The following is a 22,138-nucleotide window of genomic DNA, read 5'->3' as shown; positions in this document are numbered from 1 at the left end:
ACTTGAGCTCCTTTTCTTATTGAACGATATTTTGTACTCTACCGACTTGCCCGTCCTGCAATCGCACTTTAATGCCATGCGGATGGGAAGGGGAGTTTGTTAAAATATCTTTTACAATTCCACGTGTTAATTTGCCTGTTCGTTGATCTTGTTTTAATACAATATCAACTTCAAGACCGGGGGCGATATTAGAACGTTTTTGTCCGTTCATTTATACACCTGTACGTCTACGTTGGTTGTTTGTTTTCTTTGTTTGTTGGTTTTGTAATTTTTTTGTTTCTTGGCTTTGATTTTTTGCATTTTGACCATTTCCATTTCCTTGCTTTTTCTTAGCAAGTTGTTCACGCATTAAATCAGCTAAGCTTACTTTTTTGTTTTCTGACATGATAAGTCTCCTTTATATAAAGTTAATTATGAACAATCGTAGTGAATTTCATCATATCATTGTTAAGGAAGGAAGGGAAGTTGGTTTGAAAATTCATATAATTGTTTCCAGTCTGTAGTAGTTACGATACAATTGGATTGTTAACGTTTGTAAAAAGGGGATAGACATATGTCACATCATATTTTATTAGTTGAAGATGATATCTCAATTCAAGAGATGGTGGAAAAGTATTTAATAAAGGAAGGCTTTCAAGTTACGATTGCGTCTGATGGAGAAGAAGGCGTGAACACATATTTAAAAGGTTCATTTGATTTGATTATCCTTGACATTATGATGCCAAAGCTAGATGGCTTAGAGGTTGTACGAATCATTCGAGAAAAAAGTGCAGTTCCGATTTTAATGATGTCGGCAAAAGATACAGATGTTGATAAAGCTGTTGGATTAGGACTTGGAGCAGATGATTACATTTGTAAGCCATTTTCTATGATTGAATTGGCTGCACGTGTAAAAGCAGGTATTCGGAGGTCTACGAAATACTCGGCTACAGAAACAATAGAAAAAATGATTCAAATTGGTGATTTAACAATTGATCCAATTAATTTTACTGTAGAAAAAAACGGGAAGCCTCTCAAACTTACTTTAAAAGAATTTGAGATTTTAAAGCTATTTGTAAAGAACCAAAATCGTGTATTTACGAAAGCGCAAATATATACGTTAGTTTGGAATGAAGAGTATTACGGTGACGATAACGTTATTAATGTTCATATGAGAAGATTGCGTGAGAAAATCGAAAGTGATCCATCTAATCCAGAATATATTAAAACGCTATGGGGCATCGGCTATAAGCTGGAAGTGATGTAATATGATCAATTTGTTAATAGGTATTATTTTTATATTGTTATGTGTTATTTATATGCAATATAAAATGAGAAAAAATAGTAGTAAAAATTTACGATACACATATGAAAAGTTAGAAAGTATTGTAAATGAAAAAACAGGCGAGACGTTACTCGTTATGACAGATGATCTAGAATTGCAAAAATTATTAGTGGCAATTAATCAATTATTAGATGCAAAACAGAAAACGAATGCAGATCATGCAAAAGTAGAAATTTCGATGAGAAAAATGCTTTCAAATATTTCGCATGACTTGAAAACACCACTAACAGTTATTCTTGGATATACAGAAATGTTAAATAAGGATAAAACGATAAATAAAGAAGAACAACAAATATTACTTGAGAAAGTGCATACGAAAACACTAGAAGTGATGGAATTAATTCATAAGTTTTTTGATTTAGCGAAATTAGAATCTGGTGACAAAGCAATTGAAATGACAAAAGTAAATATGAATGAAGTTTGCCGCGAGAAGATTTTATCATTTTATGATTTAGTGACGACGAAAGGTTTTCAGGTTCATATTGATATACCAGAAAGAAATATATATGCACTTGGAAATGTAGAAGTATTAGGTAGGGTATTGAATAATTTAATATCAAATGCAATTACATATGGAGACGATGGAAAGGCACTCGGTATGACGTTAAGAGATGATGACACGGGCGTGTATATAGATGTATGGGATAAAGGAAAAGGGATTGATGAATCTCATATTGATAAAGTGTTTGAGCGTATGTACACACTTGAAGATTCAAGAAATAGATTGTACCAAGGAAGCGGTCTAGGATTAACGATTACGAAACGGCTTGTGGAAGCGATGGACGGAAAAATTCATCTTTCTAGTAAACCGTATGAAAAAACAATTTTTACAATTGCATTAACAAAGATACAGTTTTAGCTTGTAGAGCAGTAGATTCTACAAGCTTTTTTTCAGCGTAAGGAATTTGTAAGAAACGGGTAAGAAAAAAGAGATTTCCGTTGTCTATTATAGAAATATAGAGTATTGCGAAAGGGGAAAGTAACATGACATATATATTAAAAACAAACCAGTTAACGAAAGTGTTTAAAGGGAAAGAAGTTATTTCCGGTGTTAACATGCATGTGAAAAAAGGAGAAATTTACGGTTTTTTAGGACCAAACGGTGCTGGTAAAACAACGATTATGAAAATGATTACAAATTTAATAAAACCGACGAGTGGTGATATTGAAATCTTCGGTGAGAAATTAACAGATACATCTTATGAAGTATTAAAAAGAATGGGGACAATTATTGAATACCCAATCTTTTATGATAAATTAACGGCGAAAGAAAACTTAGACCTACATTGTGAATACATGGGCTACTACGATAAAAATGCAATTGACCATGCTTTACATTTAGTGAAACTACAAGGGGTAGATAATAAAAAAGTAAAAGATTTTTCATTAGGAATGAAACAACGACTCGGTATTGCAAGGGCAATCGTTACAAAGCCAGAATTGCTCATTTTAGATGAACCAATTAACGGTTTAGATCCAATTGGTATTAAAGAGTTACGAGACTTATTTAAAATGCTCTGCAAAGAATATGGCATTACATTATTAGTTTCTAGTCATATTTTAGGTGAGATGGAACTAATGGCCGATACAATTGGTGTGATTCAAAATGGAAAACTAATAAAAGAAGTTTCAATGAAGAGTATTAACGGAAAACAAACAGAGTATATTGAAATTACTGTTCCTGATGTGAAACGTGCAGCTTATATTTTAGAAGATAAACTTGGTATAAAAAACTACAAAATAATGAGTGGAACCATGATTCGTGTGTATGATACGTCAGCGTCTCAGCAGGCCATTTCAAAAGCACTTATTATGAACGATGTGGAAATTGAAAGTATTAATAAGAAACATAGTTCCTTAGAAGAATATTTCTTAAATGTAATGGATGGAGAAGGTATTCATGCTTAATGGACTGTGGCTGAACCTGGTAAGTGGATTTATCGTAATGCTAATAAGTGGAATTTTATATTATAGAAAACCAGAGCGGAAATGGTTGTTCATTGTACTAGTGATAGGAATGTTAAGCTTCGTTACTGCTGGAATTAGAATGTTAGCAGCGTAGAGACAGGTATATAAAGAATGGAGGCGTAATTTATATGTTTAAATTAATGAAGCTCGAATGGAAGAAACATAAATTATCTCGTTACTTTAAAAGTGTAGCAATTTGTATTATAGCAATTTTCGCTGCAGTAAGCCTTATGGCATTGGGAATGAAAGCCGAGGAAGACATGCTCTTCTCTGACTTCACACAGAACATGGCTGCAGCAAATATTTTTATTAGGATAACATTCATTATTTTTAGTTCGGTCATTTTATCACGTTTAGTAATTGATGAGTATAAGAACAAAACGATGCAATTATCGTTTATGTACCCGCTGCAAAGGAAAATGCTAATGAGGGCGAAATTAACAATTGTTTTTTGTTTTTGTTTTGTGAGCACCATTATCGCTACTTTTATTATTAGTTTACTCGTATATTTTGTGAGTCCAATGATGGGACTGATTGAAACGCCAGCTACGATAGGTGAAATAATAGCTATCGTTCCAGATACTTTTATAAGTGCATTTATGATATCTGGTATAAGTTTAATTCCTTTATTTTTTGGAATGAGAAAGAAATCGACACCGACAACGATTACTTCGGCAGTAATAATTGGTATGCTGATTAGTGGTAACGTTGGTCCTGGAAACGATCAAGTAAGTATGTTTGATTTTATAGCTATCCCAATCGTGCTCTGTTTATTAGGGATCTTCATTAGTTATTTATCGTTTCGTAAAATCGATAAGATTGATGTGGTGTGAAGCAAGCTTAAAACAACAACGAACTGGGGTATGAATGGTGAAAAAGATAATAGTAATTGCAATATTATTCATTACAATTGCTAGTGCGGTTTTTGGTTTTAAGGTGTTTCAGGGGAAAGATTTTAAGAAAGAAAAGTCTTTTGAGATAAATAATATAAAAGAAATAGAAGTAGATAATGAAAACTGGAATCTTGAATTTAAAAGTACAGACGCTAATAAAATAGTAATTTCCGCTCAAGGTGAACAAGTAGATAAAGAGATAGATCCTGTCAAAATAGAAAATGATGAAAATAAAATTGTGATTAAACAAAAACAAAAGATGAACAGATTTTTTAATGGTTTTACGTTTAGGAAGAAAAATAGTATATCTATAGCTATTCCGAAGAAAGAAATAAATAAAATTGTATTAAATAATAAATCGGGTGATGTGAAAATAAGAGATATAGTAGTAAAAAATATCATGACAAAAGGCAAGTCTGGAGATGAAATGATTGTAGGACTATCAGCCGAGAAAGGTGAATTCATATCGCAAAGTGGAGAGTTAGTTTTAAAAGGTAGTTCAGTACAAGAATTAAATATAAAGTCTACGACTGGTGATAACTATATAACAAATGTAAGTAACTCAAATATGAACATCACTTCAACATCTGGGGAAGTATTACTGAAAGATATGACAGAAGGAAAATCATTATTTATAGAAACAAAATCAGGTGATATTGGCGTACGGTATAAAGGTGTCCCTGCATCATTGAAGCTTATGGCTAAAAGTAATTCGGCTGACGTAATAGTGGATTTAAAAGGACTTAAGAAAGATAAAAATACAGAAAAGATAAAAGAAGGAACTATTGGTGATGCAAAAAACGAAGTGAAGATTTTAAGTAAAACAGGGGTAATTTATATTGATTAAAGTTTAAATGAAAGGAGGACTATCATGCTACGTCTTATGAAGCTAGAATTGAAGAAGTTTAAGTTTGGATGGTATGTGAGGGGAGCAGTTATTGCAAATATCATTATACTGGCATTATTAATCTTTGTTAGTTTCATTGCACAAATAGAAGGAGATCCAGAAATAAGAGATCCGCAGATGATTTTGCTAATGGCTAGTACAGTAGTAAGAGCAACATTTATTATTTTTGGTAGTGTGTTAATCGCAAGGTTAATAATTGGCGAATATAAAAATAAAACAATACTACTCATGTTTTCTTATCCTATTAACCGAAAGAAAATGATGGCTAGTAAGTTGGCTATTACAGCGATAGTAACATTTATAACAGTTATTGTATCTAACATTTTAGTAGTAGGAATTTTCTTTGGGATAGATAGTTATTTTTCAATTCTTCCTCATTCATTCACAGTAGATCAATTGGTGCAAGAAGGAATAAAACTGGTTCCTTTAGCTATTGCAACTGCGGGAATGAGTTTAATCCCATTATATTTCGGAATGCGTAAACGTTCAGTGCCAACTACAATTGTTTCATCTCTTATCGTTGTAGCAATTGCAATGAATAGCAACCCAGCGTTTCCTACAGCAACTTTACTTCCCCTTCAACTAGCACTCGCAGCAATTGGAGCTGTGATTGCATATTACGGAATTAAAAATATAGAGAAGGAAGATATAACTGTATGACAAGAATAAGAAAAAAGAGTTGGCGTTACACTAACTCTTTTTTGTATATGTATGCTTCGTTACTACTCTGTAAATTTGGAGTGTTTGCTTAAATACTCTTGAACTCCTGGAGAGATATTAAAGTTATTAGGACTTTTATATTCGATAGTAAAATCTCCGTCTCTACTTGTCTCAAAGGAGATGGCATAGCTATTCATTTTAGCATCGTAAGAAGTATTTTTGACTTCTGCATCTAGATTAAAATATTTTGTAATATATTCTTTTGAGTCCGTAATTGCTGCTTGTTTTCCCCAAGGGGTACCATAATAGGTGAAATAAAGAGATACACTAATAACTCCAATAAGGGAAGTTAGTAAAATAGTTCCCATAGCTATTTTTTTATTTTTTGTATTCAATTTGGTTACTCCTCTTCGTAATATGTATTCATTTTAACCTATATATTCCATAAAACAACCATTTTAAAAAATAGTTTCACATGAAACAAGTTACAGAAAAAGACAAGATATGTAAACACCTTGTCTTTTTTGTCATTACATTTTAGGAGCTACCATTCCAGCCGCAGCCCACTCTTCTTTTGCGGGGCCGTACACACCAGGAACTGTTAAGCCGGCTTGTCGCATTAAAACCGTCATTTGCCCGCGATGGTGATTTTGATGATTAATAAGTGTCATTAAAAATATAGAATTCGGCATAGGGCGACCAAAGAAGTCGTTAATAGTAGCTAAGTCTTTATCAGTCCATTTATTTTGAAGTGTTTCAACAAAAGCCGCGTTCACTTTACGGTACTCATCTGCAATTGTTTTTGCAGAAGTTGGAACAGGATAATCTTTCGTTTCTCCTTCAAACTTTAGCCCTGTGCCAGATAGTATAACAGGAATTGCCGTCACGATATGCCAAGCGACTCTTCCTAAAGTCCAATGTTCAGGTGCAATTTCTTGTGATAAAGATGCATCGGTTAATGAATCAAGCATTTTCTCAGTAGACTCTGCTTCGTATGTCCATGATTGTAAAAAGCCTTCAATTGTTTGGTACATAGTTATCCCTCCTATTTTTGTTCATAGATTAAATTCGTGAGAGATAATATAATCCCTGTTCCACAAGAAATAATTAATTAAGCATTGCTACAATATGAAAACAATTAGAAAATATTTGTAAAAGTGTCAGGAAACGAATGTGCTCATTCGTATATATAATGAATAAAGAATAGGATAAAGAGTGGTGATAAGGGTGAAGGATATAGAAATAGTAGAAGGTCTTCGGAAACAAGATATGTTAGCATTACATACAGCAATTGATCGATATGGAGATTTAATTTATAAGGTAGTTCATAGTATTTTAGATACTGCACAGAGTAAGGTGTTAGTGGATGAATGTGTTGACGATATTTTATTAATCGTTTGGTACAACATTAGTAGTTATGATGAAAATCGTGGGAAGTTTAGAAACTGGCTTATATCTGTCGCTAGGTTTAAGGCCATCGATTATAAACGAAAAAGTAATAAGTCTTATCAATTACAAGAGTTTCAGCAAGAAATATATGAAGATAGAAAAAATGTCAATTTAACAAAAGAAGAGCGAGATTATAATTTTTACGTTTTAATTAAAGAATTGAATGAAGAAGATAAGAAAATTTTTATAAAAAGGTATTTAGATGAATATAGCGTACAAGAAATAGCGCTTGAATTCGGTATGACACGAGATACGGTATATAGTAGGCTTTCAAGAGGGAGAAAGAAATTGAAGAAGCTGCTGGGGGGGAAAAGGAATGAATAAAGAAAAGTTACTTCAGGAATTAAATAACTTACAGTATAGCGATAATTGTGTAGATGATTATAGAAATGATGAGAAAATAGATAAAAAGAAAATAGATCGTACAAAAGAAGTTGTAACAAAAACAATTTTAATGAAACGTTGTTATGAGGTTGTACAAGAAGAGTTACAGGGAAGCGAAGAGATTTTATATAGTATGCTTGCCGAAAATCATCGTGTGAAAAATTGGCAGACAGGCACAGCAATGACATTAGGGATAGGCGTTCTTGCAATGAACTTCGGTATTAATAATGTGTTAATCGTTACAAATAAACGGTTGTATGTGTTTTTTATGGATCGTTATTATAATGAAGTTGATTTAAAAGTATGTGTATTGAATGAAGTAGCTTATATGAAAACAATATTAGACCGTAAAGGTGGAAGTGAGTTTCTGCATATAAAGTATAAAAATGATAACGAATACGTATTATTGGGAAATGCTGATGATTACAGAGAGTTATTTCAAATAGTAGGTAGGTTGAAAATAGCGAATGGAATAGAATTGAGATTACAAGATAAGAAATTAAAGAGAAAGTTAACTTTAAAACGAAGTGTGTTCAATATAATCATGTATTTACTTGTTATATATATTATGTACAAAGCCTATGTTAATTTTATGCCATAATAGGAAAAGACGGCTTCACATATATGAAGCCGTCTTTTAATTAACCTTCTTCCCACTCTTCCTCATCAACCATAAGAAATAAGGTGCTCCAAGTACAGCAACGACAAGACCAGAAGGAATTTCTTTCGGATATGCGATTGTACGTCCAAGTAAGTCAGCAACAGAAAGAAGGATTGCTCCAAATAGTGCTGAACAAACGAATAGTCTTTGATGATTCATACCAACAATAATTCTTGCTAAGTGAGGTGCGACAAGGCCTAAAAAGGCAATTGTACCGACAGCAGCGATATTTACTGATGCAAGTAGTGTCGCTAGCACAATCAGAGCAAGACGTGTTTTATTTACTGGTTGCCCAAGTCCAGTTGCTAAATCGTCTCCAAGTACGAGAACGTCAAGTTGTTTTATTAAGAAAAAGATAATGAATACAAGAATTAGAGATGGATATAGAATGATATTTTCTAAGTGATTCCATCCTCTTGCATACGTACTGCCAGATAACCATGTTAAAGCAGCGGCAACATTCAAATTGGCTCTAACGATAAAGATTTGAATAATTGCCGAGCCAAGTGCAGAAATACCAATTCCTATTAAAGCAAGGGCTGTTGGGCTAAATCCTGATTTCCATGAAAAGAAGAGGACAATTCCTACTGCAAGTAGTCCTCCGATAAATGCACCAATTGGTAGAAAGAAACCAGGAAGTGCAGGAAAGACATACATAATAGTTAAAGCACCAACACCAGCTCCCGATGAAATACCAATAATAGAAGGATCGGCAAGTGGATTTCGTAATATACCTTGGAAAACAAGCCCACTTATTGCAAGGCATGCGCCAGCAATAGCAGCCACGAGCATTCTTGGTAAACGAAGATTCATCATCATATTTTTGTCAAATAGTGTTAATTGACCTGATATAACATTTGTAATACTTTCGATATAAGCGTTACTACCGATTGTAACACCAAGAGCAATCGTCACAATACAAAGTGTGATAGATATAATGATTACCTTTTTATAAGAGTAATAGCGGGAACTAGCTCCAGCTGCATTCGCACCGTTATCATTCATATATTGTTTCGACTTCATCATTCGGTACACTAAGTAAATAAGCCAAGGAGATCCAATCATTGCTGTGACTGCCCCAACAGGAAGTTCTGCACCGGTTGGATCTATTAATCTACCGACAACATCTGCTCCAAGTAATAATACTGCCCCCCATAAGAAAGAAGAGAGAAGAAGAGTAAAGTGTTGACGGTATCCGATAAGGCGCATTAAATGAGGCGCAACTAAGCCGACAAATCCAATTGGTCCAACAACAGTAACAATTACTGCTGTTAAAAAGATTGCAGCAATGAAGGCGATAAGACGTGTTACTGCTGTTTTTTCACCAAGAGAAACAGCAACATCATCACCAAGTAAGAGAATGTTGAGTTTACGAGACATAAATAGTAAAACTAGGAAAGAAATAATGATAAATGGAAAAGCAAATTGAACGCCATCCCAGTTATTTTGAATAAGAGAGCCAGCTCCCCATAAAAATAAACCAGCTGTTTCATTTTCATAGAAAAGCTGCATCGTTCCGGTAAAGGCAGAGAGCATTAATGTAACGACCATACCAGCTAATGCCATTCTAAGTGGGGTTCCCTTTTTTCCACCAGAAATACGGTATACAAATAAAGCAGTAATAGCACCGCCGATAAATGTGAACAGAAGAGAATTAATTTGTAAACCTTTCGGTAAGAAAATTGTAGCCGCTACTAGAAAGAAATATGCGCCAGAGTGAATACCCATTGTACTGGATTCAGCAAGTGGATTTTTCGTTAACGTTTGTAAAATAACCCCTGATGCAGCAAGAGCGCCTCCAGCTAAAATGGCAATTACAGCTCTAGGTAATCGAAGCATGATTAAAGTTTGATGTTCTAGCGATTGGTTCGGTGAGATAAGAGCATCAATAATCATACTATAGGAAATGTTTGCTTGACCTTGTCCGATATGAATAAAGAAAAGGAGGAGCAAGAGAGCTGCTCCTCCTCCGAATACAAGACTTGCTCGAAGTGTGTGTTGTAAGCTATTCATCGTGTAATCACTTCTTCGCTGTCATTACATCTGCTACTTGTGTTGCTAAAGATGTTGCAGACTCAGGACCACCGAAAATCCAAGTATCGCCTTTTAATTTATACATTTTGTTTTCTTTTTTGAACTTTAATTCTTCCCAAGCAGGGTTGCCTTTTAGTTGCGTGTCAAAAATGTTATCTTCATCCGCTACAATGTAAATGAAGTTTGAATCTTGTACACTTTGTAATGATTCTACAGTTGTTTGTTTGAAACCATCTGGCTCAGATTTTCCTGCTTCAAAAGTATTTGTTAAACCTAATTTTTTTGTAACTTGTAAAGCTAAAGAATTGTCAGTTAAGATACGGAATGTTGGTACGTTTTTAGCAGTAAATGCTTGTGCCATTGCGATGTTTTTATCTTTTAAGTCTGCTTTCTCAATTTTTGCTTTTGCATCAGCGAATGCTTTATCCATATCAGCTAATACTTTTTTACCTTCTTCTTCTTTTCCAACTGCTTTTGAAATTTGTTTAAATGTTTCTGTCATTTCAGCAAAGTGATCGTTATTACTTGTTGATGGATCAAACATAACTGTTGGTGCAATTTGCTCTAATTCATTTTTAATTGCTTTACCACGGAATGAAGCTGTGATAATTAAGTCTGGTTTTAAACGGCTAATTTCTTCTAAGTTTGGTTGTTGACGTGTCCCTACATCTACAACATCTTTACTCGGTTTTGTTTTTGTATTTACCCATTTATTATAATTCTTAATGTCTGCCATCCCTACTGGCTGAACACCAAGTGCTAATAAGTCTTCTGAATATACCCACTCAAGTACAACTACTTTTTTCGCTGGTTTATCTAACTTCGTTTCCCCTTCAGCGTGTTTAATTGTTATAGCTTGATTTTTATTGTCCGCTTTTGTTTCTTTTTTCTCCTCTTTTTGCTGTCCGCATCCAACAGCGAATAGAAGAACTACTATAAAAATACTGATAATTTTCTTCATCTTCTGCCCCCAAATTAAGTGTTTTTTGTAACTAGTACCATGAGTGAAAATGGTTATCAATTACAACACCCAAATCATACTATGAGGGTATTTTAAGTGTCAATATATTTTTAAAATTTCGACGAAAAACAACAAATTATATGAATTTATATATATTATAGTCGTTATTTATCCCGCTATTTGCCCGGCCGTAAGATTCATATCTCAAAATTTGGGTGGAGCAAAGAAGTTAGGTGGGAGTCGGGCTGATTAAAGTTTCACTTTATGGAGAGTAAGTCTCTTTACTAAAAATATTGGCGAATGTGGAAAGTTAAAATGGGAACTTGGCTGTGTACGAAAGTGTAATGTGTATGGTTAATAATCTGTGGAGATGGGGCGAAAGTACAAGCAAAAGGAGAGTGAATCGCATGTAATAATTACTAGAATGTATGGAGGAAATCTGTGTTTTATCCCCGACTAGGCAAAGTATTTCTTTGTTATTTAGATAGTTGTTTTTTTAGTTGGTGATTGCACTAGAAAGATCGAATATAAAGGAAGTGATCAACATGTCTTCATGGAGCAATAACATAAATGGATATTGTGGGTGTAATAATCAAAATGGTGTACATGTTGATTCATGCTGTTTTAGTTGCGATGGGACAGTGCCTAAGGTTGGTCCAACCGGTCCGACGGGAGCAACAGGCTCAACAGGTCCAACGGGAGCGACAGGAATAACAGGAGCAACGGGAGCGACAGGTTCAACAGGTCCAACGGGATCAACGGGTTCAACAGGTCCAACGGGAGCGACAGGTTCAACAGGCCCAACAGGAGCGACAGGTTCAACAGGCCCAACAGGAGCGACAGGTTCAACAGGTCCAACGGGAGCGACAGGTTCAACAGGCCCAACAGGAGCGATAGGTTCAACAGGTCCAACGGGAGCGACAGGTTCAACGGGAGCGACAGGTTCAACAGGTCCAACGGGAGCAACGGGTCCAACAGGAGCGACAGGTTCAACGGGAGCGACAGGAATAACAGGATCAACGGGTTTAACAGGTCCAACGGGAGCGACAGGAATAACAGGAGCAACGGGTTCAACAGGTCCAACAGGATCGACGGGAGCAACGGGATCAACGGGAGCAACAGGCTCAACAGGTCCAACGGGAGCGACAGGAATAACAGGATCAACGGGTCCAACGGGTCCAACAGGAGCGACAGGAATAACAGGAGCAACGGGTCCAACAGGAGCGACAGGAATAACAGGAGCAACGGGTCCAACAGGAGCGACAGGCCCAACAGGAGCAACAGGCTCAACCGGAGCTACAGGTACAAGTATCACGGCGACATATGCATTTGCAAATAATACGTCAGGAACAGCGATATCAGTACTTCTAGGTGGAACGAATGTCCCGCTTCCGAATAATCAAAATATCGGTCCAGGTATTACGGTTTCCGGGGGAAATACAGTATTTACGGTTGCAAATGCTGGAAATTACTATATTTCATATTCGATTAATATAACGGCTTCATTATTAGTTAGTTCACGGATTACAATCAATGGAGCACCACTTGCCGGAACGATTAATTCTCCTGCTGTAGCGACTACATCATTTAGCGCAACAATCATTACAACTCTTGCAGCAGGAGATGCTATTAGCTTGCAATTATTTGGTTTGTTAGCTGTCGCAACATTATCAACAACTACTCCAGGAGCAGTGTTAACGATAATAAGATTAAGTTAAACTATAACTCTCTTACTCTTTTAAGATTAAGAGAGTTTCTACATATAATAAGAAGTTAATGAAGTAAAGCATAGTTATACAAAAGTCAGAATATTATGATTGTAACGCTATGGTGACTATAATATAATGAAAATAACCATCATGAATGAACATTCATTTATTTTTATGTATTTGAAGGGGGAATGAAGGTGGAAAAACCATGGTTGAAAAGTTATCCAGAGGAAATTCCGATTACGATTTCTTATGATATTCAGCCGCTTCATAGATATGTAGAACAGATGGCTTCTCGCTACCCAGAAAAGAAAGCGCTTCACTTTTTAGGGAAGGATATTACGTTTTCGGACTTCCATGATAAGGTGAAGAGGTTTGCAAATTATCTTCAAAAGCTCGGTGTGGAAAAGGGTGATCGAGTTGCTATTATGTTGCCGAATTGTCCGCAAGCTGTAATTGGTTATTACGGTACATTACTTGCGGGAGGTATCGTAGTACAAACAAATCCACTGTATACAGAGAGAGAATTAGAATATCAGCTTCATGACTCGGGAGCGAAAGTAATTCTTTGTCTCGATTTAGTGTTTCCAAGAGTAACGAATGTTCAATCTGCTACAAAAATTGAGCATATTATCGTAACTCGCATTGCGGACTTTTTACCATTCCCTAAAAATCTATTGTATCCATTTGTGCAGAAAAAACAGTCAAATTTAGTTGTGAAAGTATCAGAGAGTGAAACGATTCATCTTTGGAATTCAGTAGAAAAAGAAGTGAATACGGATGTTGAGGAGCCTTGTGATCCTGAAAAAGATCTAGCTCTTTTACAGTACACAGGAGGAACAACCGGATTTCCGAAAGGCGTTATGTTAACGCATAAAAACCTCGTCTCTAACACGTTAATGGGAGTTCAATGGTTATATAATTGCAAAGAAGGAGAAGAAGTCGTTCTTGGGGTTCTTCCATTTTTCCACGTGTACGGCATGACGGCTGTTATGAATTTGAGTGTTATGCAAGGATACAAAATGGTCCTTATTCCAAAGTTTGATATGAAAATGGTTTTTGAAGCGATTAAGAAGCATAAAGTGACACTATTTCCAGGTGCACCAACTATTTATATCGCTCTTTTAAATAGCCCACTTTTAAAAGAATACGATATTTCTTCTATTCGTGCTTGTATTAGTGGATCAGCACCACTCCCAGTAGAAGTACAGGAAAAGTTCGAAACAGTTACAGGTGGTAAACTAGTAGAGGGATATGGTTTAACAGAATCCTCTCCGGTTACACATAGTAATTTTTTATGGGAAAAGCGAGTGCCAGGTAGCATTGGAGTTCCGTGGCCAGATACAGAAGCGATCATTATGTCACTTGAAACTGGTGAGGCATTACCGCCAGGAGAAATAGGGGAAATTGTAGTGAAAGGTCCTCAAATTATGAAAGGATACTGGAATAAGCCAGAGGAAACAGCGGCTGTATTGCAAGATGGCTGGCTCCATACAGGTGATGTTGGCTACATGGATGAAGATGGATTCTTCTATGTAAAAGATCGCAAGAAAGATATGATTGTCGCGAGTGGATTTAATGTGTATCCTCGTGAAGTTGAAGAAGTATTATATGAGCATGAAAAAGTGCAAGAAGTAGTGACAATTGGAGTTCCAGATCCGTACCGAGGAGAGACAGTTAAAGCATTTGTTGTGTTAAAAGAAGGTACGGAGTGCTCTGAGGAAGAATTAAATCAGTTTGCACGTAAATATTTAGCGGCTTATAAAGTGCCGAAAGTATATGAGTTTAGAGATGAATTGCCGAAAACGACAGTAGGGAAAATTTTGCGCCGTGTTCTAATAGATGAAGAGAAGAGAAAGAATGAGGATGAGCAAACGGGCTAAGGCCCTTTCTTTTTGAAAAAATAGGATTGACACTTTTCTAAATAGTCAGTATTATAAGAATATGAATGACTATTCATTCAGTCATCTTCTTGAAGGGGACAGTAAAGTGAAGAAAAATAGACCGAAATACAATCAAATTATTGATGCGGCAGTCATTGTGATTGCGGAGAATGGGTACCACCAAGCGCAAGTTTCTAAAATCGCAAAGCAAGCTGGGGTAGCTGATGGCACGATTTATTTATATTTTAAAAATAAAGAAGATATATTAATATCCTTATTCCAAGAGAAGATGGGAGAATTTGTCGAAACAATTCGTCAAAAAACAGCAGGAATTGAAAGCGCTGTATCGAAGTTATTCATGTTGGTAGAAACGCACTTCTTGCTGTTGTCGCAAAATGATCCTCTTGCTATCGTTACGCAATTAGAGCTGAGGCAGTCCAATCAAGACTTGCGCCTTAAAATAAATGAAGTATTAAAAGGCTACTTACAAGTTATGGATGAGATTTTAGAGACTGGTATAAAACAAGGTGAATTTCAAGCAGATTTAAATGTTCGCGTGGCAAGACAAATGATCTTTGGAACAGTGGATGAAGTTGTGACCAATTGGGTAATGAGCGATCATAAGTATGATCTGGTCGCACTTTCAAAAACGGTACACGGGCTACTTATTGCAGCTTGTGGTTATCGTCAATAATGGGAGGGATCATGTTGAAATTCCTATCTGTAAGAGTTGAAGATCATATCGCGGTGGCGACATTAAATCACGCACCAGCGAATGCGATGTCTTCACAAGTTATGCATGACGTTACTGAATTAATTGATCAAGTGGAAAAGGATGATAACATTCGTGTTGTTGTTATTCACGGTGAAGGACGTTTCTTCTCAGCGGGAGCAGATATTAAAGAATTTACATCTGTTACTGAAGCGAAACAAGCAACAGAATTAGCACAGCTTGGACAAGTTACGTTTGAGTGTGTTGAAAAATGTTCAAAACCAGTTATTGCGGCAATTCATGGAGCGGCACTGGGCGGCGGCCTTGAGTTTGCTATGTCTTGCCACATGCGCTTTGCAACTGAAAGTGCAAAACTTGGTTTACCTGAATTAACACTTGGATTAATTCCTGGCTTTGCAGGTACACAGCGCTTACCACGTTATGTTGGGAAAGCGAAAGCTTGTGAAATGATGTTAACAAGTACACCAATTACTGGTGCAGAAGCATTAAAGTGGGGACTTGTTAACGGATTGTTCTCTGAAGAATCTCTTTTAGATGATACGCTTAAAGTTGCAAAACAAATTGCTGGAAAAAGTCCAGCAACAACTCGTGCTGTACTAGAGTTATTGCAAACGACAAAATCGTCTCATTACTATGAAGGTGTACAACGTGAATCACAGATTTTTGGTGAAGTATTTACAAGTGAAGATGGAAGAGAAGGTGTAGCTGCATTTTTAGAAAAGCGTAAACCTTCATTTAGTGGCAGGTAGTTCAATTATTTTTTTAGTATAAATTAACAGAAAATTAAAATTGATAGAATCTTTCTGAAAAACAAGGGGGTAAATGGAATGAACATCTACGTACTCATGAAACGAACATTTGATACAGAAGAAAAAATCGTAATTAAAAACGGTGCAATTTACGATGGCGAAGCGGAATTCATCATCAACCCTTACGATGAATATGCAATTGAAGAAGCAATTCAAGTAAGAGACGCACAAGGTGGAGAAGTTACAGTTGTAACAGTCGGTGGCGAAGATAGTGAGAAAGAACTTCGTACTGCATTAGCAATGGGCTGTGATAAAGCCGTATTAATTAATATTGAAGATGATGTAGAAAATGGTGACCAGTTCACGACAGCAAAAGTGCTTGCTGAATATTTAAAAGATAAAGATGCAGATTTAATTTTAGGTGGAAACGTTGCAATTGATGGTGCATCTGGACAAGTAGGACCACGCGTAGCTGAAGCGTTAAATATTCCATATGTAACGACAATTACAAAACTTGAAATTGACGGTACAAATGTGAAGATTGAGCGTGATGTTGAAGGTGATACAGAAGTGATTGCAACTTCATTACCAGTTTTAGTAACAGCACAGCAAGGTTTAAATGAACCGCGTTATCCATCGCTTCCAGGTATTATGAAAGCGAAGAAAAAGCCGCTAGAAGAATTAGAATTAGATGATTTAGATTTAGAAGAAGATGATGTGGAAGCAAAGACAAAAACAATTGAAATCTATTTGCCTCCTAAGAAAGATGCAGGAAAAGTGTTACAAGGCGAGCTGCAAGATCAAGTAAAAGAACTTGTATCGTTGCTCCATACAGAAGCGAAAGTAATCTAATAAAATACGAAATTATATATGCAGGAGGGAAAATCTATGGCTCGTAAAGTATTAGTAATGGGTGAAGTTCGTGATGGATCGCTACGTAACGTTTCTTTTGAAGCGGTAGCAGCAGCAAAAACAATTGCAGAAGGCGGTGAAGTAGTAGGTCTTCTAATTGGAGACAGCGTTGCCTCTTTTGCAAATGAATTGATTCATTACGGTGCAGATCGCGTTGTGACAGTTGAAAATGATAAATTAAAATCATATACATCTGATGGTTATGCACAAGCGTTTTTAGCTGTACATGCTGAAGAAAATCCAGAAGGTATTGTCTTTGGACATACAGCACTTGGTAAAGATTTATCACCAAAATTAGCAGCGAAGCTTGAAGCTGGTTTAGTTTCTGACGTAACTGCTTTAGAGGTTGAAGGTGGAAATGTTATCTTCACTCGTCCAATTTATTCTGGTAAAGCATTCGAGAAGAAGATTGTAACAGACGGCATCTTATTTGTGACAGTGCGTCCAAATAACATTGCAACTCTGGAAAAAGATGAGTCTCGCAGCGGTGACGTATCTTCTATTACAGTTGATGTGAAAGATTTACGTACAATCATTCAAGATGTTGTCCGTAAAACAGCAGAAGGTGTGGATCTTTCTGAAGCAAAAGTTATTATTGCTGGCGGACGCGGTGTGAAGAGTGAAGAAGGCTTTAAACCATTAAAAGAGTTAGCAGACGTACTAGGCGGCGCTGTTGGGGCATCTCGTGGTGCTTGTGACGCTGAATACTGTGATTACTCATTACAAATTGGTCAAACTGGTAAAGTTGTTACGCCAGACTTATACATTGCATGTGGTATTTCTGGTGCGATTCAGCATTTAGCAGGTATGTCTAACTCAAAAATAATCGTTGCGATTAATAAAGATCCAGAAGCAAGTATCTTTAAAGTAGCTGACTATGGTATTGTCGGTGACTTATTCGAAGTTGTACCTCTTTTAACAGAAGAGTTTAAAAAGTTAAAAGTACATTCATGATTTAAGTACCCTTGAGTTCCAAGTGAAGTACCCCTATATATAGAAAAAGGTGAGAGATCCCCTGTCTCTCATCTTTTTAGTATTTAATCCGTATTTTTATATAGTATAAAGGAACATTTTTTTGTTACAATACATAACGATACATATTATTCGCCACGTATATAAGTTAATGATATACTCTTGGTAGAATATACTTGAAGGAGGAAATAAAATGGCAATTGTAAACGCAAATGACCAAAGCTTCGCAGCTGAAACTAGCGAAGGTGTTGTATTATTAGATTTCTGGGCACCTTGGTGTGGACCTTGTAAAATGATCGCTCCTGTATTAGAGGAAATTGATGCAGAACTAGGCGAAAAAGTAAAAGTAGTAAAAGTAGACGTTGATGAAAACCAAGAAACTGCTCGTCAATTCGAAGTAATGAGCATTCCAGCTCTTTTCGTATTAAAAGACGGTAAAGTAGTTGATCAAGCGTTAGGTTACAAACCGAAAGAAGCGTTAGTAGAATTAGTTTCTAAACACTTCTAAAATAAAAAAGCTACCATTTGGTAGCTTTTTTTATTTTCTTTTTTACAGTCTTTCCGTTACAATAAAAGAACGTATGTTGGGTGTTTGGGCATAGTATGTTTTCAAGGGAAAATAAAAATGCTAAGTATGTAGAAATGGAGGGAGACGAGTGCACGAACATTTGAAAGAGAAGTTGGCTATTTTACCAGATCAACCTGGTTGTTATTTAATGAAAGATAAGCAAGGAACGGTTATATATGTCGGAAAGGCAAAAGTGCTTAAAAATCGTGTGCGCTCGTACTTTACTGGTTCACATGATGGGAAAACACTGCGGCTTGTAGGAGAAATTGTTGATTTTGAATATATTGTAACCTCTTCGAATTTAGAAGCACTTATTTTAGAGTTAAATCTAATTAAAAAATATGATCCGAAATATAATATTCAATTAAAAGATGATAAAACATATCCTTTTATTAAAATTACGGCGGAGAAGCAACCGCGCTTACTCATTACTCGAAACGTAAAAAAGGATAAAGGGAAATATTTTGGTCCTTATCCAAATGCACAATCTGCTCATGAAACGAAAAAACTGCTAGATCGTATGTATCCACTTCGGAAATGCACGAATATGCCAGATAAAGTTTGTTTGTATTATCATATGGGTCAATGTTTAGCACCTTGTGTGAAAGAAGTGACGGAAGAACAAAATAAAGAAATTGTAGATGAAATTATTAAGTTTTTAAATGGTGGACATAAAGAAGTTCGTTCAGAACTAGAAATAAAAATGTATGAGGCTTCAGAGAAACTAGAGTTTGAACGTGCAAAAGAGTTGCGTGATCAAATTGCTCATATTGATGCGATTATGGAAAAACAAAAGATGATTATGAGTGACTTAGTGGATCGTGATGTGTTTGGATATGCAGTGGATAAAGGATGGATGTGTGTTCAAGTTTTCTTCGTTCGAAAAGGAAAGCTAATTGAACGTGATGTTTCTATGTTTCCAATCTACGATGAACCAGAAGAGGGTTTTTTAACGTTTATCGGCCAATTTTATGAAAACAGTAGTCATTTTAAGCCGAAGGAAATTGTCGTTCCAGGAAGTATAGACTCGGAATTAGTAGAGCGCTTTTTAGAAGTGGAAGCGACGCAGCCGAAACGTGGTAAGAAAAAAGACCTTGTAGAATTGGCAAATAAAAATGCGAAGATTGCTCTTGAAGAGAAGTTTTACTTAATTGAACGTGATGAAGAACGAACGATTAAAGCGGTAGATCATTTAGGGAAGCAGCTTGGGATTGAAACGCCATATCGTATTGAAGCGTTTGATAACTCAAATATTCAAGGAACAAATCCCGTTTCTGCAATGATTGCTTTTATCGATGGGAAACCGGCGAAGAAAGAGTATCGGAAATATAAAATTAAAACGGTTCAAGGACCAGATGATTATGAGTCTATGAGAGAAGTTGTGAGGCGCCGTTATACAAGGGCGCTTAAAGAAAATTCACCTTTACCTGATTTGATTATTATTGATGGAGGAAAAGGCCATCTAGCGGCTGCAAGTGATATTTTAGAGAATGAGCTCGGATTATATATTCCGATGGCAGGTCTTGTAAAAGATGATAAACATAAAACCTCCCATTTAATTATTGGGGATCCACCGGAACCTGTGATACTTGAGAGAAATAGCCAAGAATTTTATTTGTTGCAGCGTATTCAAGATGAGGTGCATCGATTTGCGATTACATTCCATCGTCAATTACATGGGAAATCTGTCATTCAATCAGCATTGGATGATATTCCAGGAATCGGTGATAAACGGAAAAAGGTATTGTTAAAACATTTTGGTTCATTAAAGAAGATGAAAGAAGCTTCTATAGAGGAATTTGTCGAAGCGGGTATGCCGAAAAATGTCGCGGAGACGATTTATACGTATTTAACAGATAAGAAGACGTTGTAGTTTACAACGTCTTCTGTTTTTTGGTATAATTTCTGAAGATTTAAAATAAACGCATCTGAATGAAAATACAAAAAAGTCAACTAAACTGATATGTCTAGTTGACTGTAGGTAATGCTTACACTTCAATGAGATCTTTTATATCCCATTTTACAAGAAATGTAATAGAGTCAGAACGTTTTTTCTTTTCTTCGTATGACTCCGCAACGACGTTCCGTTGCTTTTGGATTTGTTCAGCGATGAATCCGGCTTCTAGTTGATAAGAAGAATGTCGTTTTTGTTTTTGACGTTCTGCGATGAGTGTGCCTTTAAGTTGGAACTGCATTTCACGACGCTTATGTTCAACAATGCTTAAAGTGCCCCAGCCAGCCTTTTCAAAGAACTGAATGACTTCTTCAATTGTTTCTAGCGGATATTTTCTTGCAAGGTTTCTACCAGACCAGTATAAAATACCATCTAAATCGTTGCCGATTAAATCAGGTAGTAATTCTTCACGTAGCAATTCATAAGCGAAGGCGTTCAATGAAACATCTTCTAAAGATGTTGTATCGATTGTATTTTTACTCACAATATTCCCCTCTTTCTATAGGGATTATTATATAACATTTCACATTTATAAAAACAGATTTTTCTTTAGGAAAATCTGAATATATAAGAAGAAAAAAAGAATTGGCAAATTATATGCAAATTATGTATACGTTTTCTTGACGCTTCGACAAAAATAGGAGTAAAATGAACTTGGTATCAAATTATGCTGAAATATTTCGAATAATTTTTTCAGTTTTTCTTATGCCAATAGTGAAAAAACATTATTGTCATAAACTAATCTGAAAACAGCAGTCAAACATTCAAGGGGGGTAATGGGGACATGAAAGGCCGCGAGTATACGTTTCGTAAGTGGCACTCATTAATGGGGGTCATCCCGGTTGGTGTCTTTTTGACGCAACATTTAATTGTAAACAACTTTGCAACACGAGGAGCAGAGGCTTTTAACAAAGCTGCAGGCTTTATGGAGCTCCTTCCATTCCGGTATGCGCTAGAAATTTTCATCATCTTTTTACCGATACTGTACCATGCTATATATGGCTTATATATTGCATTTACAGCTAAGAACAATGCGGTTTCTTACGGTTATTTCCGTAACTGGATGTTCGTTTTCCAAAGAATTTCAGGTATCGTTACGCTGATCTTCATTTCTTGGCATGTCTGGGAAACTCGTATTCAAGCAATGTTAGGTAAAGAGGTAAACTATGATATGATGGCAGATATTTTAAACAATCCAGCTATGTTTGCATTCTACTTAGTTGGTGTTGTTTCAACAATTTTCCACTTTGCAAATGGACTATGGACATTCTGCATCAGCTGGGGAATTACAGTATCTCCACGTTCACAAAGAATCTCTACTTATGTAACATTAGCTATTTTCTTAGGTTTATCTTATGTAGGTGTGAGTGCATTATTAGCGTTCATCGATCCACAGCTAGCAAACCAGTAAGGAGTG

25 protein-coding genes are annotated in these 22,138 nt (G+C 36.0%); 18 read left to right on the top strand and 7 right to left on the bottom strand.

The window, feature by feature from the left end; genetic code table 11:
* Positions 1-16 precede the first annotated feature (16 nt).
* Positions 17-211, bottom strand: coding sequence for a YwbE family protein (locus EBQ15_RS03195; RefSeq protein ID WP_001014310.1), 195 nt, complete (start codon positions 209-211; stop codon positions 17-19).
* A complete protein-coding gene (locus tag EBQ15_RS31010; protein WP_001293578.1) occupies positions 212-385 on the bottom strand; it encodes a hypothetical protein in 174 nt (57 codons plus the stop codon).
* 168 nt (positions 386-553) lie between these two features.
* On the opposite strand from EBQ15_RS31010, the gene EBQ15_RS03190 reads away from it, so the two are divergent.
* The 7 genes from EBQ15_RS03190 (at position 554) to EBQ15_RS03165 (ending at position 5,752) form a co-directional block, all read left to right on the top strand.
* Positions 554-1,246, top strand: coding sequence for a response regulator transcription factor (locus tag EBQ15_RS03190; protein ID WP_000018029.1), 693 nt, complete (start codon positions 554-556; stop codon positions 1,244-1,246).
* 1 nt (position 1,247) lies between these two features.
* Positions 1,248-2,183, top strand: coding sequence for a HAMP domain-containing histidine kinase (locus EBQ15_RS03185; RefSeq protein ID WP_000609141.1), 936 nt, complete (start codon positions 1,248-1,250; stop codon positions 2,181-2,183).
* A 125-nt stretch (positions 2,184-2,308) separates the two neighbouring features.
* On the top strand, positions 2,309-3,232 hold the full coding sequence (locus EBQ15_RS03180) for an ABC transporter ATP-binding protein (RefSeq protein ID WP_000221067.1): 924 nt from the start codon (positions 2,309-2,311) through the stop codon (positions 3,230-3,232).
* Positions 3,225-3,386 carry a hypothetical protein gene (locus EBQ15_RS31005; RefSeq protein ID WP_000931813.1) on the top strand — a complete coding sequence of 54 codons (162 nt, stop codon included), beginning with the start codon at positions 3,225-3,227 and terminating at the stop codon, positions 3,384-3,386. Before EBQ15_RS03180 ends, EBQ15_RS31005 begins: the two co-directional genes overlap by 8 nt.
* A 34-nt stretch (positions 3,387-3,420) precedes the next feature.
* Positions 3,421-4,125, top strand: coding sequence for an ABC transporter permease (locus tag EBQ15_RS03175; protein WP_000475529.1), 705 nt, complete (start codon positions 3,421-3,423; stop codon positions 4,123-4,125).
* A 34-nt stretch (positions 4,126-4,159) separates the two neighbouring features.
* Entirely contained in the window at positions 4,160-5,032 is an 873-nt protein-coding gene (locus EBQ15_RS03170; protein WP_000239292.1) for a DUF4097 family beta strand repeat-containing protein, read from the top strand.
* Positions 5,033-5,056: 24 nt separating this feature from the next.
* Entirely contained in the window at positions 5,057-5,752 is a 696-nt protein-coding gene (locus EBQ15_RS03165) for an ABC transporter permease (RefSeq protein ID WP_000945182.1), read from the top strand.
* 62 nt (positions 5,753-5,814) lie between these two features.
* On the opposite strand, the gene EBQ15_RS03160 is transcribed toward EBQ15_RS03165, so the two are convergent.
* A complete protein-coding gene (locus EBQ15_RS03160; protein ID WP_001093299.1) occupies positions 5,815-6,147 on the bottom strand; it encodes a YfjL-like protein in 333 nt (110 codons plus the stop codon).
* A gap of 135 nt (positions 6,148-6,282) precedes the next feature.
* Complete coding sequence (locus EBQ15_RS03155; protein ID WP_000284964.1) at positions 6,283-6,786, bottom strand: DinB family protein; 504 nt, start codon at positions 6,784-6,786, stop codon at positions 6,283-6,285.
* Between the two features lie 235 nt (positions 6,787-7,021).
* Between EBQ15_RS03155 and EBQ15_RS03150 the strand changes: the two genes are divergently transcribed.
* Together EBQ15_RS03150 and EBQ15_RS03145 are read left to right on the top strand one after the other, a co-directional pair.
* Complete coding sequence (locus EBQ15_RS03150) at positions 7,022-7,525, top strand: sigma-70 family RNA polymerase sigma factor (RefSeq protein WP_206702468.1); 504 nt, start codon at positions 7,022-7,024, stop codon at positions 7,523-7,525.
* A complete protein-coding gene (locus EBQ15_RS03145; protein WP_001031129.1) occupies positions 7,518-8,186 on the top strand; it encodes a hypothetical protein in 669 nt (222 codons plus the stop codon). The genes EBQ15_RS03150 and EBQ15_RS03145 overlap by 8 nt, the downstream gene beginning before the upstream one ends.
* 36 nt (positions 8,187-8,222) lie before the next feature.
* On the opposite strand, the gene fhuB is transcribed toward EBQ15_RS03145, so the two are convergent.
* Both fhuB and EBQ15_RS03135 read right to left on the bottom strand, forming a co-directional pair.
* On the bottom strand, positions 8,223-10,259 hold the full coding sequence (gene fhuB, locus EBQ15_RS03140) for a Fe(3+)-hydroxamate ABC transporter permease FhuB (protein WP_001087098.1): 2,037 nt from the start codon (positions 10,257-10,259) through the stop codon (positions 8,223-8,225).
* Between the two features lie 7 nt (positions 10,260-10,266).
* A complete protein-coding gene (locus tag EBQ15_RS03135) occupies positions 10,267-11,241 on the bottom strand; it encodes an ABC transporter substrate-binding protein (RefSeq protein ID WP_000720874.1) in 975 nt (324 codons plus the stop codon).
* 545 nt (positions 11,242-11,786) lie between these two features.
* Between EBQ15_RS03135 and EBQ15_RS03125 the strand changes: the two genes are divergently transcribed.
* The 8 genes from EBQ15_RS03125 to uvrC all read left to right on the top strand — a co-directional run bounded on the left by EBQ15_RS03125 (position 11,787) and on the right by uvrC (position 20,640).
* The gene (locus EBQ15_RS03125; protein WP_000100370.1) at positions 11,787-12,959 is read left to right on the top strand and encodes a BclA C-terminal domain-containing protein; all 1,173 of its coding nucleotides are present in this window, start codon (positions 11,787-11,789) and stop codon (positions 12,957-12,959) included.
* Positions 12,960-13,147: 188 nt separating this feature from the next.
* Positions 13,148-14,833, top strand: coding sequence for a long-chain-fatty-acid--CoA ligase (locus EBQ15_RS03120; protein ID WP_000414722.1), 1,686 nt, complete (start codon positions 13,148-13,150; stop codon positions 14,831-14,833).
* 106 nt (positions 14,834-14,939) lie between these two features.
* Positions 14,940-15,527, top strand: a complete 588-nt coding sequence (locus EBQ15_RS03115) for a TetR/AcrR family transcriptional regulator (RefSeq protein ID WP_000742223.1) — start codon at positions 14,940-14,942, stop codon at positions 15,525-15,527.
* An 11-nt stretch (positions 15,528-15,538) separates the two neighbouring features.
* A complete protein-coding gene (locus EBQ15_RS03110) occupies positions 15,539-16,315 on the top strand; it encodes an enoyl-CoA hydratase (protein ID WP_033683368.1) in 777 nt (258 codons plus the stop codon).
* A gap of 78 nt (positions 16,316-16,393) precedes the next feature.
* Complete coding sequence (gene etfB / locus EBQ15_RS03105; protein ID WP_001029028.1) at positions 16,394-17,167, top strand: electron transfer flavoprotein subunit beta; 774 nt, start codon at positions 16,394-16,396, stop codon at positions 17,165-17,167.
* Positions 17,168-17,203: 36 nt separating this feature from the next.
* Positions 17,204-18,181, top strand: a complete 978-nt coding sequence (gene etfA / locus EBQ15_RS03100) for an electron transfer flavoprotein subunit alpha (protein WP_000101947.1) — start codon at positions 17,204-17,206, stop codon at positions 18,179-18,181.
* A 211-nt stretch (positions 18,182-18,392) separates the two neighbouring features.
* A complete protein-coding gene (trxA, locus tag EBQ15_RS03095; protein WP_001018943.1) occupies positions 18,393-18,707 on the top strand; it encodes a thioredoxin in 315 nt (104 codons plus the stop codon).
* A gap of 148 nt (positions 18,708-18,855) precedes the next feature.
* Positions 18,856-20,640 (top strand): excinuclease ABC subunit C, encoded by a 1,785-nt coding sequence (gene uvrC / locus EBQ15_RS03090; protein ID WP_000544295.1) that lies wholly within the window; start codon positions 18,856-18,858, stop codon positions 20,638-20,640.
* Positions 20,641-20,755: 115 nt separating this feature from the next.
* Here uvrC and EBQ15_RS03085 read toward each other — a convergent pair whose 3' ends face one another.
* On the bottom strand, positions 20,756-21,205 hold the full coding sequence (locus EBQ15_RS03085; RefSeq protein WP_000042226.1) for a YslB family protein: 450 nt from the start codon (positions 21,203-21,205) through the stop codon (positions 20,756-20,758).
* A 300-nt stretch (positions 21,206-21,505) separates the two neighbouring features.
* On the opposite strand from EBQ15_RS03085, the gene sdhC reads away from it, so the two are divergent.
* Positions 21,506-22,132: a succinate dehydrogenase cytochrome B558 gene (sdhC, locus tag EBQ15_RS03080; protein WP_000678354.1), complete on the top strand. Its 627-nt coding sequence runs from the start codon at positions 21,506-21,508 to the stop codon at positions 22,130-22,132.
* Positions 22,133-22,138: the final 6 nt, after the last annotated feature.

The sequence above is a fragment of the Bacillus sp. 2D03 genome (assembly GCF_003946765.1).
Taxonomy (GTDB): Bacteria; Bacillota; Bacilli; order Bacillales; family Bacillaceae_G; genus Bacillus_A; species Bacillus_A cereus.
This window is presented reverse-complemented; position numbering and strand designations above follow the sequence as displayed.